13 protein-coding genes and 4 pseudogenes are annotated in these 15,437 nt (G+C 67.7%); 4 read left to right on the top strand and 13 right to left on the bottom strand.

Annotated features, from left to right (window positions below; genetic code table 11):
- The 4 genes and pseudogenes from Q0379_RS02350 to Q0379_RS02365 all read right to left on the bottom strand — a co-directional run.
- A pseudogene (locus tag Q0379_RS02350) lies at positions 1 to 350 on the bottom strand (hypothetical protein); the annotation flags it as partial.
- A gap of 175 nt (positions 351 to 525) precedes the next feature.
- Positions 526 to 1,662: pseudogene (locus Q0379_RS02355) on the bottom strand (efflux RND transporter permease subunit); the annotation flags it as partial.
- A gap of 11 nt (positions 1,663 to 1,673) precedes the next feature.
- Entirely contained in the window at positions 1,674 to 2,759 is a 1,086-nt protein-coding gene (locus Q0379_RS02360) for an efflux RND transporter periplasmic adaptor subunit (protein WP_299003879.1), read from the bottom strand.
- A gap of 124 nt (positions 2,760 to 2,883) precedes the next feature.
- Positions 2,884 to 3,516: a glutathione S-transferase family protein gene (locus tag Q0379_RS02365; protein ID WP_299003881.1), complete on the bottom strand. Its 633-nt coding sequence runs from the start codon at positions 3,514 to 3,516 to the stop codon at positions 2,884 to 2,886.
- Positions 3,517 to 3,549: 33 nt separating this feature from the next.
- Here Q0379_RS02365 and Q0379_RS02370 point away from each other — a divergent pair.
- Positions 3,550 to 3,630 (top strand): annotated as a pseudogene (locus Q0379_RS02370) (hypothetical protein); the annotation flags it as partial.
- A gap of 52 nt (positions 3,631 to 3,682) precedes the next feature.
- On the opposite strand, the gene Q0379_RS02375 reads toward Q0379_RS02370, so the two are convergent.
- From Q0379_RS02375 to Q0379_RS02410, 8 genes and pseudogenes are all read right to left on the bottom strand, one after another.
- A complete protein-coding gene (locus tag Q0379_RS02375; RefSeq protein ID WP_299003883.1) occupies positions 3,683 to 4,855 on the bottom strand; it encodes an acetyl-CoA C-acetyltransferase in 1,173 nt (390 codons plus the stop codon).
- Between the two features lie 45 nt (positions 4,856 to 4,900).
- Positions 4,901 to 5,338, bottom strand: a complete 438-nt coding sequence (locus tag Q0379_RS02380) for a hypothetical protein (protein ID WP_299003885.1) — start codon at positions 5,336 to 5,338, stop codon at positions 4,901 to 4,903.
- A 117-nt stretch (positions 5,339 to 5,455) separates the two neighbouring features.
- On the bottom strand, positions 5,456 to 5,818 hold the full coding sequence (locus Q0379_RS02385) for a hypothetical protein (protein WP_366519288.1): 363 nt from the start codon (positions 5,816 to 5,818) through the stop codon (positions 5,456 to 5,458).
- A gap of 192 nt (positions 5,819 to 6,010) precedes the next feature.
- A complete protein-coding gene (locus Q0379_RS02390; protein WP_231732139.1) occupies positions 6,011 to 6,304 on the bottom strand; it encodes a hypothetical protein in 294 nt (97 codons plus the stop codon).
- Positions 6,305 to 6,518: 214 nt separating this feature from the next.
- Positions 6,519 to 6,716: pseudogene (locus Q0379_RS02395) on the bottom strand (helix-turn-helix transcriptional regulator); the annotation flags it as partial.
- Positions 6,717 to 6,805: 89 nt separating this feature from the next.
- A complete protein-coding gene (locus Q0379_RS02400) occupies positions 6,806 to 7,534 on the bottom strand; it encodes a FadR/GntR family transcriptional regulator (protein ID WP_299003887.1) in 729 nt (242 codons plus the stop codon).
- A gap of 211 nt (positions 7,535 to 7,745) precedes the next feature.
- A complete protein-coding gene (locus Q0379_RS02405; protein WP_299003889.1) occupies positions 7,746 to 8,354 on the bottom strand; it encodes a 2-dehydro-3-deoxy-6-phosphogalactonate aldolase in 609 nt (202 codons plus the stop codon).
- A gap of 5 nt (positions 8,355 to 8,359) precedes the next feature.
- Positions 8,360 to 9,274, bottom strand: a complete 915-nt coding sequence (locus Q0379_RS02410) for a 2-dehydro-3-deoxygalactonokinase (RefSeq protein ID WP_299003891.1) — start codon at positions 9,272 to 9,274, stop codon at positions 8,360 to 8,362.
- Between the two features lie 232 nt (positions 9,275 to 9,506).
- Between Q0379_RS02410 and Q0379_RS02415 the strand changes: the two genes are divergently transcribed.
- The 3 genes from Q0379_RS02415 (at position 9,507) to Q0379_RS02425 (ending at position 13,619) form a co-directional block, all read left to right on the top strand.
- Entirely contained in the window at positions 9,507 to 12,341 is a 2,835-nt protein-coding gene (locus Q0379_RS02415; protein WP_299003893.1) for a TIM-barrel domain-containing protein, read from the top strand.
- 67 nt (positions 12,342 to 12,408) lie between these two features.
- Positions 12,409 to 12,558: a hypothetical protein gene (locus tag Q0379_RS02420; protein ID WP_299003895.1), complete on the top strand. Its 150-nt coding sequence runs from the start codon at positions 12,409 to 12,411 to the stop codon at positions 12,556 to 12,558.
- A 239-nt stretch (positions 12,559 to 12,797) separates the two neighbouring features.
- Positions 12,798 to 13,619: a flagellin gene (locus Q0379_RS02425; protein WP_066682074.1), complete on the top strand. Its 822-nt coding sequence runs from the start codon at positions 12,798 to 12,800 to the stop codon at positions 13,617 to 13,619.
- 138 nt (positions 13,620 to 13,757) lie between these two features.
- Here Q0379_RS02425 and Q0379_RS02430 read toward each other — a convergent pair whose 3' ends face one another.
- The gene (locus Q0379_RS02430) at positions 13,758 to 15,371 is read right to left on the bottom strand and encodes a carboxylesterase/lipase family protein (RefSeq protein ID WP_299003898.1); all 1,614 of its coding nucleotides are present in this window, start codon (positions 15,369 to 15,371) and stop codon (positions 13,758 to 13,760) included.
- Between the last annotated feature and the right edge of the window lie 66 nt (positions 15,372 to 15,437).

Here is a 15,437-nt window from a genome sequence, read left to right on the forward strand (position 1 = left end):
CCGAGCGTGCCGAACGTGGTCCCCGACGCCGCGACCACGTCGAACCGCAGGTCGAGCGCGAGCACGCCGACCTTGACGAACGCGTAGCTCGCGCCGGCCTGGGCGCCCGCGCGCAGGCTGGCGTCGCGAAAGCCCGGGCTCCACGCGATCACCATCGCCGGCCCGGCACGCAGCCACAGCCGGTTGACCGGCCACCACTGGGCCGCCATCCCGGTGGCCAGGCCGAGCGCGCCGCCGGTCGCGCCGGTGCCGGCGGCGAGCGTGTGGGTCGCGACCAGGCCCAGCGTCGGGGTCAGCATGCCGCCGAGGTAGACGCCGCCCGACGGCAGCGGCGTGGCGGTGGTGTCCATGCGGCCATGCTAACGGCGAATCCGGTCAAAAATCCAGCCCGGCGGTCAAGTCCCGGACACTTCTGTTTTGATAGCTGGCGGTGGCCAACCGGCGCTGAAGAGGCGACATTTTGACGGTTAAAACAGCCGCCAAACGGCCTTCCGGGCCGCCGCGCGACCCGGTTCCGCCGTTTCACGGCACCACGATCAGGAACAGCCAGGTGGCCAGCATGATCAGATGCACCACGCCCGACAGCAGGGTGGCGCGCCAGTCGCGCAGGAACAGCAGCACGACCAGCACGGCCAGGATCGCGCCGATGATCAGGGCTTCCATCGAGGCGACATAGCTCTCCTCGATGTACTTCACGTTCGAGGTGATTTCCTGGATCTCGATCTCGGGGTGGGCCTTGTCGAGCTTCTCGATCGCCTTGCGGACCTTCTCGGCGGTCTGCACCTCCGAGGCGCCGCGACCGCGCACCATGTTGAAGGTCACCACCTCCTGGCCGTCATAGCGGGCGCGCGAGCGGGGCTCGGCCCAGTGGTCGGTGACCGTGCCGAGGTCGGCCAGGCGCACGGTGCCGCCCGAGGACAGGGGCACGCGAGTCTCGCGCAGCTGCTCGACCGAGCCCGCCGCGCCCAGGGTGCGGATGGCGCGCTCGGAGCCGGAGATCGTCACCCGGCCGCCGGGCAGGTCGGCGTTGGACGAGACCAAGGCCTGGCTGACGGCGGCGGCGGTGACGCCCCGCGCGGCCAGGCGGTCGGGATTGAGGGCGATCTCGATCTCGCGGTCGACGCCGCCCTGGCGATTGACCTGCCGCACGCCCTTGATGGCCAGCAGGGCGCGGCTGACCTCGTTGTCGACGAACCAGCTGCGCTGCTCCGGCGTCAGGGTCGGTGCCTTGACGACATAGGTGATCAGCCCGCCGCCGGTGACGTCGATGCGGTTGACGATCGGCTCCTGCATGTCCTGGGGCAGGGAGCCGCGCAGGTTGGACATGGCGTTGCGCACGTCGTTGGTGACGCGCTCGTGGTCCACCCCCAGCTCGAACTCGATGAAGGTGGTCGAGGCGCCGTCGACGACGGTGGAGTTGATGTGGCGCACCTGGCCAAGGCCGGCGATCGAGTCCTCGATCAGGCGGGTGACCTGGGTCTCCAGCTCGCTGGGGGCGGCGCCGGGGCGCACGGCGGTGACGACGACGAACGGGAAGTCGACGTCGGGATTGTTGTTGATCCGCATGCTCTTGAAGGCGGCGACGCCGGCCAGGGAGAGCAGCAGGAACAGCAGGATGACGGGGATCGGGTTCTTGATCGCCCAGGACGAGATGTTGCGCATCGGGGCGTCCTTTAGCGAGCGGGCTTGGGCGTGGCGGCGCTGATGCGCACCAGATCGCCCTCGCCCAGGAAGCCCGCGCCGTCGACCACCACCCGCTCGCCGGCGTTCACGCCGGTGGCGGCGATGCGGTCGCCGGTGTTGGCCAGGATGGCGATGCGGCGGAAGTGGACCTTCTTGGCGGCGTCGACCACGAACACGCCGGGGCGGTTCTCGCGGTACAGCACCGAAGCCGAGGGCACGACAAGGGCCGGCTGGTCGCCGGCGTCGATCGTGGCGCGGGCGAACATGCCCGGGCGGAAGCCGCCCATCGACGACAGGGCCACGCGGGCCACGCCCATGCGGCTGCTGGTGTTGACCTCGGAGGTGACGATCCGCACGCGGCCGGTCATCTGGCCGACCTGCTCGGAATAGACGGTGGCCGGCATGCCCGCCTTGACGGCGGCGAGGTCGGTCTCGGGGATCTCGGCGTCAAGCTCCAAGCGGCTGTCGCGGACGATGCGGAAGAGCTCCGAGCCGGCGCTGACGATCTGGCCCTTGGTGACGCTGCGGCGGCTGATCAGGCCGCCGACCGGCGCGCGGACCGAGGTCTGAGCCAGGCGCGCGGCGGTCTCGCCCCGGGCGGCCTCGGCGGCGGCGAGGTTCGCCGCAGCCGTGCCCTGCTTGGCGGTGGCGGTGTCCAGCGAAGCCTGGGACAGGTAACCCTTGGCCTGCAGCTCGCGGGCGCGGCCCAGGGCGGCCTGGGCCTCGGCCAGCGTGGCGCGGGCGCTGGCCACGGCGGCCTCCTGCTGGCGCAGCTGGGCGGTGATCAGGGCGTCGTTCAGCTTGACCAGCACCTGGCCGGCCTGGACGACCTGGCCTTCCTCGGCGTTGACCGAGACGGCCGTCAGGCCGCCGGTCTCGGCGCCGACCGGCACCTCTTCCCAGGGCGAGATCGTGCCGGTGGCGTTGATCTGGCGAGCGATCGGTTGGCTGGTCACCACGGCCACGCTGACGGTCGCCGACGCGGCCGGCGTGCTCTTGACCTTCGTGGGCTTCTTGTCGCCGCATCCGGCTAGGGCGATCGCGCTCACCCCCAGGACCAAGACCAGCGCGCTCAAAGTCGGGCGGCGCCCATTGATCCGGTAAAGCACGTTCATCCCCAGCGACAGTTGTTCGTCGTCGGCCTTCTAGCCGACAAACCCCCGGTCGCTGAGTTAATTTGCCGTAAGACGATAAAAACGTTCAAACGCTCGCTGGAGCCGCGCCTTGCGCCGCCGTGGCGCGGGCGAAGGCTGGGCGTTGGCTGACGCGAGTCCAGTAGTCGACGATCGCCGTCGGGAACTCGCCGTCCAGCTTCAGGGCGCGGGCCAGCAGCAGGGCGTAGGCCACCGAGATGTCGGCGCCGGTGAAGCGGTCGGCGGCGACGAAGGCCGATCTTTCCAGGATCGCCTCCAGCCCTTTCAGCCGCGCCAGGAACCAGCGGGCGTAGTCCTCGGCGACCTGCGGCTGGCGGCGCGCCTCGGGTTCGAGCCGCGCGTAGCGCAGCACCAGGGTCTGGGGAAAGGTCAGGGTGGCCTCGCCCTGGACGAGGCCGTTCAGATAGGCGCCGTAGCCAGGCTCGTCGGGCCGAACCGACAGCCGCCCGCCGCCGTGACGCATGGAGAGATACTCGATCATCGCCGCGGACTCGGTCATCCGCGTGTCGCCGTCGACCAGCAGCGGGATCGTCCCCAGCGGGTTCTCGTCCAGATATTCGCGCGCGTGGAAGCGCGGCGGGAACGGCAGGAGCTTGAGATCGTAGGGGATCTCAAGCTCCTCCAGCGCCCATAGCGGCCGGAACGAGCGGGCGTCGCGGCAGTGCCAGAGGGTGATCATGGGGGCTCCGATCCCGTCAAATCAACGAAGCCGTGTCATCCCGGCCGTAGCGAAGCGTAGAGCCGGGACCCAGGGGGTGCGGGAACGCCGCGCTTGCGGCCCCTGGGTCCCGGATAAGCGCTGCGCGCTTTCCGGGATGACACGAATTTATGACCTTGAAGGGACGCTACAGACGCTCGACGATCGTGACGTTCGCCAGACCGCCGCCTTCGCACATGGTCTGCAGGCCGTAGCGCGCGCCGCGGTCCTTCAGGGCGTGGACCAGCGTCGTCATCAGCTTGGCGCCCGAGCCGCCCAGCGGGTGCCCAAGGGCGATGGCGCCGCCGTTGACGTTCAGCTTGGCGGGATCGCCGCCGGTGACCTTCAGCCAGGCGGTCGGCACAGAGGCGAAGGCCTCGTTGACCTCGTAGAGGTCGATGTCGCCGATCTTCATGCCGGCCCGCTCCAGCGCCTTCAGGGTGGCGGGGATCGGGGCCTCCAGCATGATCACCGGGTCGTGGCCGATCACGGTCATGTGGTGGATTCGCGCCAGCGGCTCGACGCCCAGGGCTTTCAGGCCGCGCTCATTGACGATCATCACGCCGGCCGCGCCGTCGCAGATCTGGCTGGAGGTGGCGGCGGTGATGCGGCCGTCTTCGGCCAGCAGCTTCACCGAACCGATCGACTCCATCGAGGCGTCCCAGCGGATGCCCTCGTCGACCTCGTGGCGCTCGGTCTTGCCGTCTTCCAGCTTGACCTCGATCGGCACGATCTCGGCGGCGAACTTGCCGGCCTTGGTGGCGGCCATGGCGCGCTGGTGGCTTTGCAGGGCGTAGGCGTCGAGGTCGGCCCGCGAGAGGTCGTACTTCTTGGCCATCATCTCGGCGCCCATGAACTGGCTGAACTGGACGCCCGGATACTTGTCCTCGATGCGCGGGCTCTTGTAGGTGCCAAAGCCGTTCTTGTAGGGCAGCTGCGAGGACAGGCCCATCGGCACGCGGCTCATGCTCTCGACGCCGGCGGCGATGACGATGTCCATGGCCCCCGACATCACGGTGGCGGCGGCGAAGTGAATGGCCTGCTGCGACGAGCCGCACTGGCGGTCGACCGACGTGCCGGGCACGCTCTCGGGCAGCTTGGAGGCGAGGATGGCGTTGCGGGCGACGTTCAGGCCCTGCTCGCCGACCTGGCCGACGCAGCCCATGATCACGTCCTCGATCAGGGCCGGATCGGCGCCGGTGCGATCGACCAGCGCATCCAGGATGACGCCGCCCAGATCGGCCGGATGCCAGCCCGAGACCTTGCCGCCCTTGCGTCCGCCGGCCGTCCGCGCGGCCGCCACGATATAGGCTTCGCCCATTGGTTTCCTCCTGTTGTTTGGAGGGAGTGAAACAGGCGTTCGAGGCTATGTCAGCGGTGACGCGGCGTCAGGCCGACGACGGCGCGGCAGGGCCCCGCAGAACAGCGCGGCCATGGTCAGGTAGCTGAACACGCCCCCGCCGGCGACCAGGCTGGCGCGGTTGGGGATCCTGGGATCGGCCAGGGTGGCCAGCATCAGGATCAGGCTGAGGGCGTGAAAGCCGCAGGCCCACATCGGCCACCATCGGTTCGATCGCAGGGCGATGAACAGCAGCACCATCATCAGGGCGACGTCGACGAAGAACGCGGCGCTCTGCGGTCCGAACCGCAGTTTGCTGTCATACAGCCACCCGGTGGAGAACCACGCCGCGATCATGGCCGCGGCGGCCAGCCGCTCGGGCCAGCCGCCTCGCCAAAACGCGAAACCGGTTGAAACGAGCAACGCCGCGAGGCTGGCCCACTGATAAGGATGGTTGAGCGCCATCGCGTTAGGTTGGCGTCCTTCCGCCAGATTGCAAAGATCCTCGCCGACCGAAGCCGACGAGGATCATCGTTTAATCGAAGCCCGCAAGCTTCGCTACCTGTGGGCGAACCCGAAGGGTTAGGCGGCGACGGTCAGGCGGCGCTTGGTCTTGGCCATGCCCGCCGGCTTTTCGGGCGCCTGGCCGAACTCGTCGATGTCGTCGAAGCTCACGGCCGAGAGGCCAATGTCGTGCTGGGCCACCGACAGGTGCTTGTGGGTCGTGACGATGCCTTCGCGCGCCGCGGCCAGGGCCTGCATGGTGTTGACGGCCGACATCAGCGCGTCTTGGCCGATCAGCGCCGAGAGGTTCGCCGCCTGGCGGCTGGCGGGCATCAGGGCGGCCAGGGTGGCCGTGGAGGAGAGGGCGGCGTCGATGGCCTTCTCCGCGGCGAACAGGGCCTCCGCCACGGACTGGGCGGCTTGGCGGCGTTCCTTGAGCATGAGCGGTCTCCTTCACGCCGGCGAGACCGGCGCGTTGCCAATGTTGATGGTTGGAGTAGGCGCCCGGCTCCTCGGGCGAGGTCTCTTAGGGCAGCAGGCCTTCGAGTGCGTGGAGCCCCGCCAGGATCGAACCGAACGCGAGCGCGGTCACGATCATCACGGCCGCGATGAAGGCCAACCGGAGCGGGACGCTCAGATGGTTAGGTCGTCCGCTTCCGAGTCCGAAGACGAGAAGTCCGACGGGAACGTCTCGTCCATCACGGCGCTCGCGATGCAGAGGATCTCCCGCATCACCAGCTCGCTGGGCTTGAAGGAAGCTTGCTTGCGCGTGGCCGCCACCAGGTCGTGGACCATGGCCGCGCCACTCGCCGTGGCCGAAAGGCTCATCAACTGGCGCTCGAGCTCGCTCCAGGTGATCAGCGGCAGGGCTTCGGCGGAATTCAGCGCCGGCCAAGTGTTCCGGAAGCTCGCGATGTCCTGGCGCATATAGGTCGCCCGGCCAATCGCCTCTTTCTGATAGGGGGTCAGTTCGGTCACGGAAAGCTCCTTCCTCAGCGAGGTCAGGAGACCGTGAAGAAGGATGTTCGCCTAGCCGCGCCGGATCGGACCCCGACGCGATCGGAGGGGGGGTGACAGGGGTAGGCGGGATCGGGGAGGCGTCCGTCGGGCGGGCCCGATCAAAGACGCGGCGCGCGGCGTCGTAGCGATCGACCGCGCCCAGGCGGCGGCGGGCCTTGTCCAGGTGCCAGTCGACGGTGTGCTTGGAGAGGCCGAGCTCCCGGGCGATCTCCTTGGAGCTCATGTGCCGATCGACCAGGCGCAGGCACTCACGCTCACGCTCGGTGAGACGGTCGAGCGCCTCGACCTGGTCCGTCACAGAGGGATCGCCCTTGTCCATGCCAAGAACTTTAAGGGTCCGACGCCTTTAGGCCAAGCGTCGCCACATTAAACCTTAGCCATAGGGCGGGCGAGTCGTTTTCGAGGCGCTCACCGGTCGCGGCGGGCGGCCTCGGATTCCGTGGCCGGCGAAGCGGCCCGGATCAGCTCCAGCACGTCGACGATGATCTCGCGCATGGCCGCCTGAGCCTTGTCCGCGTCGCGGGCGATGATCGCCTCGGCTACATCCTCGTGCGAGGGGATCGAGGCGGTGCGACCCTTGATGCGGTTGGTGAAGCGGATCGAGATGCGCAGGGCCGTGTTCACCAGCTCGTGCAGCTCGCGATAGAACGGGTTCTTGGTCGCGTCGAGGATGGCGATGTGGAAGGCGATGTCGGCCGACAGCGGGTCGTCCTCGCCGTCGGCGGCCGCCTTCATCCGGCGCAGACCCTTGCGGATCTCTTCCAGCCCCGCCTCGTCGGCGTTGCGCGCGGCCAGCGCCGCGGCGGCCGGCTCGATGCCCAGCCGCATCTCGGTGAAGTCGGCCAGCAGGCGTAGGGAGAACTTGCGCTCCAGCAGCCAGCGCAGCACGTCCGGGTCGAGCATGTTCCACTCGGCTTCCGGCTCGACAACGGTGCCGTGGCGGGGGCGGGCGCTGAGCAGGCCCTTGGCGGTCAGCATCTTGACCGCCTCGCGGGTGACGGTGCGGCTGGCGCCGAACTGCTTGGACAGCTCGCCCTCGGTCGGGAAGCCCACGGCGGCGTATTCGCCGGTGACGATCGCTTGCCCCAGCTGCTCCACCAGGCCGTAGGTCAGGCTCAGGCCAGGCTGGGTGCGCATTGACGGATCTTCTTTCCTCTGGCGGCGGCCGTGAAATGGCCGCTGCTCCCTATGGTGTTCGGGTCCGCCGAACCGCGGAATCTATTGGGGCGAATACAGCCGCGCCGCCCGTTTTCGGCAAGAGCGTTCACGTGGAGGGCAAGGCCAAAATGCGAGGGGACTGTCGTAGCCGATCCCCTTGCGTGCTTGGCCTGGCGTCGTCGCCTCCCCGTCAGGCGCCCCAGGCCGAGACCAGGGCGGCGGCGCGTTCGCCGACCTCCTGGGCCGTGTAGCCCGGCCGGTACAGTTCGCCGCCGACCCCGATGCCCGCGACGCCCGCCGCGCGCCAGGGCTCAAGGTTGGCCGCGCCCACGCCGCCGACGGCGTAGACGAGAATGTCCTTGGGCAGCACGTCCTTGACCGCCTTGATGTGGCCGGGGCCGAACGAGCTGGCCGGATAGAGCTTCAGCGCCTTGGCGCCGGCCTTCACGGCCACGAAGGCTTCCGAGGGCGTGGCGAAGCCCGGCATGGCGGTCAGGCCCAGTTCCACGGCGCGCGCGATCACGGCCGCGTCGGTATTGGGCGTGACGATCAGCTTGCCGCCGACGCCGGCCACCTGGTCCACGACCTCGGGCACCAGCACCGTGCCGGCGCCGCACAGGGCCTGGTCGCCGAAGGCGTCGCACAGCTTGCCGATGCTCTCCAGCGGATCGGGCGAGTTCATCGGCACCTCGATGCCCTTGATCCCGGCGGCGACCAGGGCGGCGGCGATGTCGACGATCTCGGTCGGCTTCACGCCGCGCAGGATGGCCACGATGGGGGGCGGAGCGGCGTGGGTCATAAGCTTCACTTCTCTTGAGATCTGGAGATTGCCGAGAGGCCGGCGAGCACGGCCGCGTCGCCGTCGACGACGGACGCAGCCACGTCGATCTTGGCCAGGGCCTGGACATAGAGGTCGCTGAGCGCGCCCGCGCCGATCACGGTCACGGCGTCCATCGGCCCGAACCAGTCACGGGCGGCGGCGACGTCGGCGCCGATCAAGAGGCCCGACAAATAGCCCATGGCGTCGGCGGGGCTCATGCCGTCCAGCAGCTGGCGGGCGCGGGTCTCGAACATCAGGTGCGGCAAGCGCGCGGCGCCGTGCTCGGCGATGCGCGAGAGGCCCAGGGCGAAGCCCTCGGCCGAACCGTCGGCCTGGCTTCCGCCGCCGGCCGCCAGGGTCGAGTGCTTCTTCAGCAGGGCGAAGGCCTCGCCGACCGGGGCGGTGACGAAGCCGGTGACCTTGCCGTCCTCGACCACGGTCCACTTGTTGTGCGTGCCGGGCAGGACCAGCAGATGGCGGCCGGTCTGCAGGGCCGGGTTCAGCGACAGGGCGCCGAAGACCTGGGTCTCCTCGCCGCGCATCACGTCGGGACCGCCCAGCGGATTCACGCAGGAGAGGCCGGGGACCAGGGTCACCGGCAAGCCGTCGGCCTCGAGCCGGATCGTGCGCTGGGCGATCGCCGCCGGATCGGCCGGGCAGGGGGCGTAGGGCGCCAGGGTCCAGCCGATGCTGGAGCCGACCATGCCGCACAGGATGGCGCCGGAGGGCCTAGCCTCGCGCCAGTCGCCGACCAGGTCGAGGAAGGTCTTTTCGGGGGTGTCGGTCAGGGCCGAGACGCCCGGGCCGTCGCGGCGGTGGATCACGCTCTTGCCCTGGCGCAGCCATAGCCGCAGACGCGAGGTGCCCCAGTCGCCGACGATCACGACATCCTGGTCCATCAGGCTTTGACCTTCGCCGTCGCGCGTCGCCGTCCCGTGTTCCCGTCGCTCATGATCGTCCCTAACGCGGCGCTGATATCGTCCGCTCCGCGTGTGGAATTATAGTACAATATAAGGCCGCGCAATCGCGCTGCATACGACCACTTGGGGTCTGGCCAAGCCGCCTTTGCCCGGCGAGTGTCCCTCAAAGGATTGATAGCGCTATCAAGGCGCTCGGCGAGGGAGAACGCGGATGGGCGCTTGGCGTGTGGCGGCGGTGGTTTCGTGGGGGGCTCTGATGGCCTCGACCTCGGCCCTGGCCCTGGACTTCGAGCGGACCGCCGACGGGGTGATCGTCACGCCCGCGTCCGGGCCGGCCAAGAAGGTCCGGCTGCAGGTCATGGGCGATCGCATCATCCGCGTCACCGCCTCGCCGACCGACGAGATCAAGGCCCCGCCGAGCCTGATGGTGATCGCCGCGCCGAGGACCTCGGGCTTCACGGTGTCGGAGGCCGGCGGCAAGGTCGTGCTGAAGGCCGGCAAGGCCACCGCCGAAGTGGCGCTCAAGGACGGCGCGGTGTCGTTCAAGGACGCCTCGGGCAAGACCGTCCTGGCCGAGCAGGGGCGCTCGGCGTTCAAGCCGCTGAGCATCGACGGCAAGGGCTTCTACGCCGTCAGCCAGAGGTTCAACCCGAACACCGACGAAGGCTTCTATGGCCTGGGCCAGCACCAGAACGGCCAGATGAACTACAACGGCCAGGACGTCGAGCTGGCCCAATACAATCGCGCCATCGCCATCCCGTTCGTCCTGTCGACCCGCAACTACGGCGTCCTCTGGGACAACAACGGGATCACTCGCTTCGGCGACCCGACGCCCTACGCCCTGGCCTCGCGCGACCTGAAGATCTTCGACAAGGCCGGCAAGCCCGGCGGCTTCACTGCCCAGTACTTCGTGAACGGCCAGCCGAGGCTGACCCGCGTCGAGGCGGACGTGAACTATCAGTATCTGAAGGACCTTCCGACCTGGCCGGCCGAGCTGACGGGCGCCGACCAGAAGTCGCTGAAGGGCGCCAGCGTCGTCTGGGAGGGCTTCGTCGAGCCGAAGACCTCCGGCGTCCAGAAGTTCAAGCTGTACTCGTCCAGCTACGCCAAGCTGTGGGTCGACGGCCAGCTGAAGATCGACCGCTGGCGGCAGAACTGGAACCCGTGGTTCCACAACTTCACCGCCCCGATGAAGGCCGGGACGCGCCACAAGGTGCGGATCGAATGGACCCCGGACGACGGCTACATCGCCCTGCTGCACAACGACCCGCTGCCCGCCGCCCAACAGAAGTCGCTGACCCTGACCTCGGACGTCGCCCACGCCGTCGACTACTACTTCGTCTCGGGCGACAACCTGGACCAGGTCGTGTCGGGCTATCGCCAGCTGACCGGCAAGGCGCAAGCGATGCCGCGCTGGGCCTATGGCTTCTGGCAGAGCCGTCAGCGCTACGAGACCCAGGACCAGATCGTCGGCGTGCTCAAGGAATACCGCGACCGCAAGCTGCCGATCGACAATGTCGTGATGGACTGGCGCTACTGGAAGGACGACCAGTGGGGTAGCCACAGGTTCGACGAGACGCGCTTTCCCGATCCTCAGAAGATGCTGGACGACATCCACGGGATGAACGGCCGCTTCATGATCTCGATCTGGCCCAAGTTCTATCCGTGGACCGAACACTTCAAGGAACTCGACGCCAAAGGCCACATGTACAAGCGCAACATCGAGCAGGGCGCCGTGGACTGGGTGGGACCGGGCTATCTGAACTCGTTCTACGACCCCTATTCCAAGGAAGCGCGCGACATCTATTGGCGCCAGGTCAAGGACAGGCTGAAGCGTTACGGCGTCGACGCCTGGTGGATGGACAGCGACGAGCCGGACATGCACTCCAATCTCGACATCCCTGAGCGCACCCTGCGCATGGGGCCGACCGCGATGGGACCGGGCGCGGCGTTCTTCAATTCCTATCCGCTGATCCACACCCAAGGCGTCTTCGAGGGTGAGCATGCGCTCGATCCGAACAAGCGCAGCTTCATCCTGTCGCGCTCAGGGTTCGGCGGCATCCAGCGTCATGGCGTGGCGTTGTGGAGCGGCGATGTCGTGGCCCGCTGGGATGATTTCCGGGACCAAATCTCGGCCGGGGTGAATCTCTCGATGTCGGGCGTGCCCAACTGGACCACCGACATCGGCGGCTTCTCGGTCGAGGATCGCTACACCAACCAGGACCCCAAGCACCTGGAGGAATGGCGCGAGCTGAACCTGCGCTGGTTCCAGTTCGGGGCCTTCTCGCCGCTGTTCCGCAGCCACGGCGAGTTCCCGTACCGCGAGATCTATAACCTCGCGCCGGAGGGCTCGGAGATCTATCAGAGCCTGGCCTGGTACGACGCCCTGCGCTATCGGCTGATGCCCTATACCCAGACCCTGGCGGGCGAGACTTATCACCGCGACGGCAGCATCATGCGCGGCCTGGTCATGGATTTCCCAAGCGATTTGAAGGCGCGCAACGTCGACGACGAGTATCTCTACGGCCCGGCCTTCCTGGTCGCGCCGGTGACCCAGTTCAAGGCCCGCTCGCGCGCGGTCTATCTGCCGGCCGGCGCTGCCTGGTACGACTTCGAGACTGGCCAGCGCCACGCGGGCGGCCAGACGATCAAGGCTCAGGCGCCGCTCGCGCGCATGCCGCTGTTCGTCAAGGCTGGCGCGATCGTGCCGGCCACCGAGGTCCAGCAATATGTCGGCGAGAAGCCCGACGCGCCGATCACCTTCGTCGTCTATACCGGCCAGGACGGCCGTTTCGAGCTCTACGAGGACGACGGCCTGTCGATGGCCTACCAGCGCGGGGCCTACAGCCGCATCCCGGTCAGCTATGACGAGGCCAGCGGCCGCCTGACCATCGGCGCCCGCTCTGGCCGCTACGACGGCATGGTCGAGCGGCGTGTGTTCAAGGTCCGCTTTGTCGGACCGGGCGTGAAATCCGTCGGCTTCGACGCGGCCGACGCGACGATCGACTACGCCGGAGCCCCCGTCGTGATCATGCGCGGTCGGTAGCCAGGGGCTGGCGAGGGAGCCTGTCGGCCTCTTCTTCGTTGGAAGGGGAGGCAAGGAGGCTCTCTCGATGCGTCGTCACCTTCGTTTCCTGTCGGACGCCTGGAAGGCGCTGGTGTTCTTCGTGACCGTCCGCGCGGCGGCCAAGCCCTGCCGCTCGCGCCGCGTTCCGCCCAGGGTCTCGGAAACTTCGCCGGCCCGCGCGGGTCAATTGCTCTGAATCTAAATTAATGTCCTTGCCCTGATTGCATGTATCAAATTGAGACAAATTTGTTACCGAACTGGGCATAGGTTAGGTAAATTTCAAATTCACCCTTAACAAAAAAGTCCGTTTATTTAATTCTTTATCTTACTTCCTTAAACGAAGACGAAAGTATGTTGCTGGATACTTATCGTGGGTAAAACGCCCGCCGGTCGTCAAAAGGACACCGGAACACCTCGAATAGGAGTTGTTTCGTTATGGCGCTGAACAGCATCAACACGAACTCCGGGGCCATGATCGCCCTGCAAAATCTGAACGCCACCAACGCCGAGCTTGGCACCGTCCAACAGCGCATCAACACCGGTAAGAAGGTGGGCAGCGCCAAGGACAACGGCGCCGTCTGGGCCATGTCCAAGACGCAGTCGGCCAACGCCCAATCGCTGAATTCGGTGAAGGACTCGCTGCAGCGCGGTCAGTCCACCATCGACGTCGCGCTCGCCGCCGGCGACACCATCACCGACCTGCTCGGCAAGATGAAGGAAAAGGCCCTGGCCGCTTCCGACACCTCGCTGAACACCGCGTCTTTCAACGCGCTGAAGTCGGACTTTGACTCGCTCTACAAGCAGATCACCAAGGCCGCTACGAACTCCAAGTTCAACGGCGCCAGCCTGGCCACCGGCTCTGTCGCGTCGATGGTCTTCCTCGCCAACTCGGATGGTTCGGGCCTGACGGTCACCGCCCAAACCCTGACCGTTGGCGGTCTGGGCCTGAGCGCCACGCCGACCTTCGCCTCCGCCTCCGCGGCGAAGACGATGATCGCCACCATCGACAAGGCCATCGGCACCGCCACCAACAAGCTGGCCGCGCTCGGCACCGCCTCGATCGGTCTCGACACCCACCTGACCTTCATCGGCAAGCTGCAAGACAGCCTGGACGCCGGTGTGGGCAACCTGGTGGACGCCGACCTGGCCAAGGAAAGCGCCAAGCTGCAGTCGCTGCAAACCAAGCAGCAGCTGGGTATTCAGGCGCTGTCGATCGCGAACTCCTCGAGCTCGTCGATCCTGAGCCTGTTCCGCTAAGACGGATACCCGAGAGCCGGCGTTCGCGCCGGCGCTCATCTGGGGCGAGCCTTCGGGCTCGCCCTTTTTCTTTGCCTGAGGCTTTGGCTTGGCGCGCGTTCGGCGGCGAAACCGCGCACACTTTCGCCTAACGCGCTCTCAGGTCCCGAACTGGGTGAACGGCACGCGGTTGAAGAACCGGCGCTCGGCGCCGCGCGGGTCATCCTCCATGTGGGAGGCGTTGTCGAACACCATCGTCTGGCGGCGCTCCAGCGTATAGGGCTCCCACTTGGGCAGGCTTCCGCCATTCGGATCGCCGGTGCGAGCAAACGCGATGAAGGCGTCGCTCATCGTGTTCGACATGGCGACCGACTCCGGTCCCGTTCCGACGATCGAGCCCTTGGCGTCCAGCGTGCCGAACACCAGGCCGATGTCGATCGTGTGCGGCGCGCCAAAGATCCCGCCCTGGATCGGCGACTTCCAATTGACTTGGTACACATAGGCCGGCGCGCCGGCCCGGGCCCGCTCCTCGGCCTGGATGATCGCGGCCTTCCACGAGCGCCCGGCGGTCGAGGCGGCGAAATAGACGTCGGCCGGCGAATAGGTCGGATAGGTCTGGCGGTAGAACGCCACCACCGTCTCGGGATCGATGTCGATGCGGGCGTTGAACTGGCCCGGCAGCCTGGCGATCACTTCGTCCCAGGTCTGCGGGAAGGCCTTGGCGTCCCAGCCGATGAAACCCTTGGTCTCGTCGTGGGTGTTGCCGCACATCATCGGGACCGACAGGCTCAGCGGCGTGGCGTCGGGGAAGAACGGATGGCGGTTGAGGCTCCGCTCGTCCAGCACCGGACCCATATAGACCCCGCCCGAGGCGGCGATCGGATCGACGGCCTTCAGGCCGGCCAGCATGTCCTGGGCGGGTAGGGCGCGCAGGGCGGCGAGATCCTTGATCCCCAGCGTGTCCAGGAACGCCTTGGCGCGCCGGGTGGCGTTGAACGGACCGCCGACCGTCACCTGCTGGCCGCTCATGGTGGCGGCGCGGTGGAAGAGGCCCTTGGCCGCGGGCATCCCCATCAGGGTCGCGATCTTGGCGCCGCCGCCGGACTGGCCGAACAGCATCACCCGATCGGGATCGCCGCCGAAAGCGGCGATGTTGTCCCGCACCCACTGGAGCGCCAACACCAGGTCCAGCTGGCCGGCGTTGCCGCTGTCGGCGACGCTGGGATCGTTGAACAGGCGGGCCAGATAGAGATAGCCGAAGGCGTTCAGACGGTGGTTGACGGTGACCACCACGACGTCGCCGCGCCTGGCCAGCTTGGTCCCTTCGTACCACGGGCTTGCGCCCGAGCCGCCGTTATAGGCGCCGCCGTGAATGTAGACCATCACCGGCCGCTTGGCGCCGTCGGCAAGACCGTTCTTCCCCGGCTTGGCCGGCGTCCAGACATTGAGGAACAGGCAGTCTTCCGAGAGCGTCTCGCCCTCCTCGCCCTGGCCGGTCTGCATCGAGGCTGCGCCGTAGGCGAGGGCGTCCTTCACGTCGGTCCAGGGCTCGGGTTTGGTCGGCGGCATGAACCGCCGCGTCCCCCCGGTGTCGGCGCCGTAGCGCAGGCCCTTGAAGACGCTGACCTCGCCGTCGACATAGCCGCGCACCCTGCCGTTGGTGGTCCTGACCACGGGCGAGCGCTTCTCGGCCGTGAAGCCAATCGCCGGCAGGGCGGCGTAGGCGGCCACGGCGGCGGCGCCGGTGATCAGGGTGCGGCGGGTGGCGTCCATCGAGTCTCCTCCGGCGGCTTCTAACGAGCTTCCGGCCAGCGGTAGCACATGACACCGGTAGCAATC

Source organism: uncultured Caulobacter sp. (assembly GCF_937900395.1).
Lineage (GTDB): Bacteria > Pseudomonadota > Alphaproteobacteria > Caulobacterales > Caulobacteraceae > Caulobacter.

Coding starts and splice junctions, on each gene's coding strand:
- Q0379_RS02425 (WP_066682074.1), top strand. CDS start 12,798: ATGGCGCTGAACAGCATCAACACGAACTCCGGGGCCATGATCGCCCTG.
- Q0379_RS02410 (WP_299003891.1), bottom strand. CDS start 9,274: ATGGACCAGGATGTCGTGATCGTCGGCGACTGGGGCACCTCGCGTCTG.
- Q0379_RS02405 (WP_299003889.1), bottom strand. CDS start 8,354: ATGACCCACGCCGCTCCGCCCCCCATCGTGGCCATCCTGCGCGGCGTG.
- Q0379_RS02415 (WP_299003893.1), top strand. CDS start 9,507: ATGGGCGCTTGGCGTGTGGCGGCGGTGGTTTCGTGGGGGGCTCTGATG.
- Q0379_RS02375 (WP_299003883.1), bottom strand. CDS start 4,855: ATGGGCGAAGCCTATATCGTGGCGGCCGCGCGGACGGCCGGCGGACGC.
- Q0379_RS02400 (WP_299003887.1), bottom strand. CDS start 7,534: ATGCGCACCCAGCCTGGCCTGAGCCTGACCTACGGCCTGGTGGAGCAG.
- Q0379_RS02365 (WP_299003881.1), bottom strand. CDS start 3,516: ATGATCACCCTCTGGCACTGCCGCGACGCCCGCTCGTTCCGGCCGCTA.
- Q0379_RS02420 (WP_299003895.1), top strand. CDS start 12,409: ATGCGTCGTCACCTTCGTTTCCTGTCGGACGCCTGGAAGGCGCTGGTG.
- Q0379_RS02380 (WP_299003885.1), bottom strand. CDS start 5,338: ATGGCGCTCAACCATCCTTATCAGTGGGCCAGCCTCGCGGCGTTGCTC.
- Q0379_RS02430 (WP_299003898.1), bottom strand. CDS start 15,371: ATGGACGCCACCCGCCGCACCCTGATCACCGGCGCCGCCGCCGTGGCC.
- Q0379_RS02390 (WP_231732139.1), bottom strand. CDS start 6,304: ATGCGCCAGGACATCGCGAGCTTCCGGAACACTTGGCCGGCGCTGAAT.
- Q0379_RS02385 (WP_366519288.1), bottom strand. CDS start 5,818: ATGCTCAAGGAACGCCGCCAAGCCGCCCAGTCCGTGGCGGAGGCCCTG.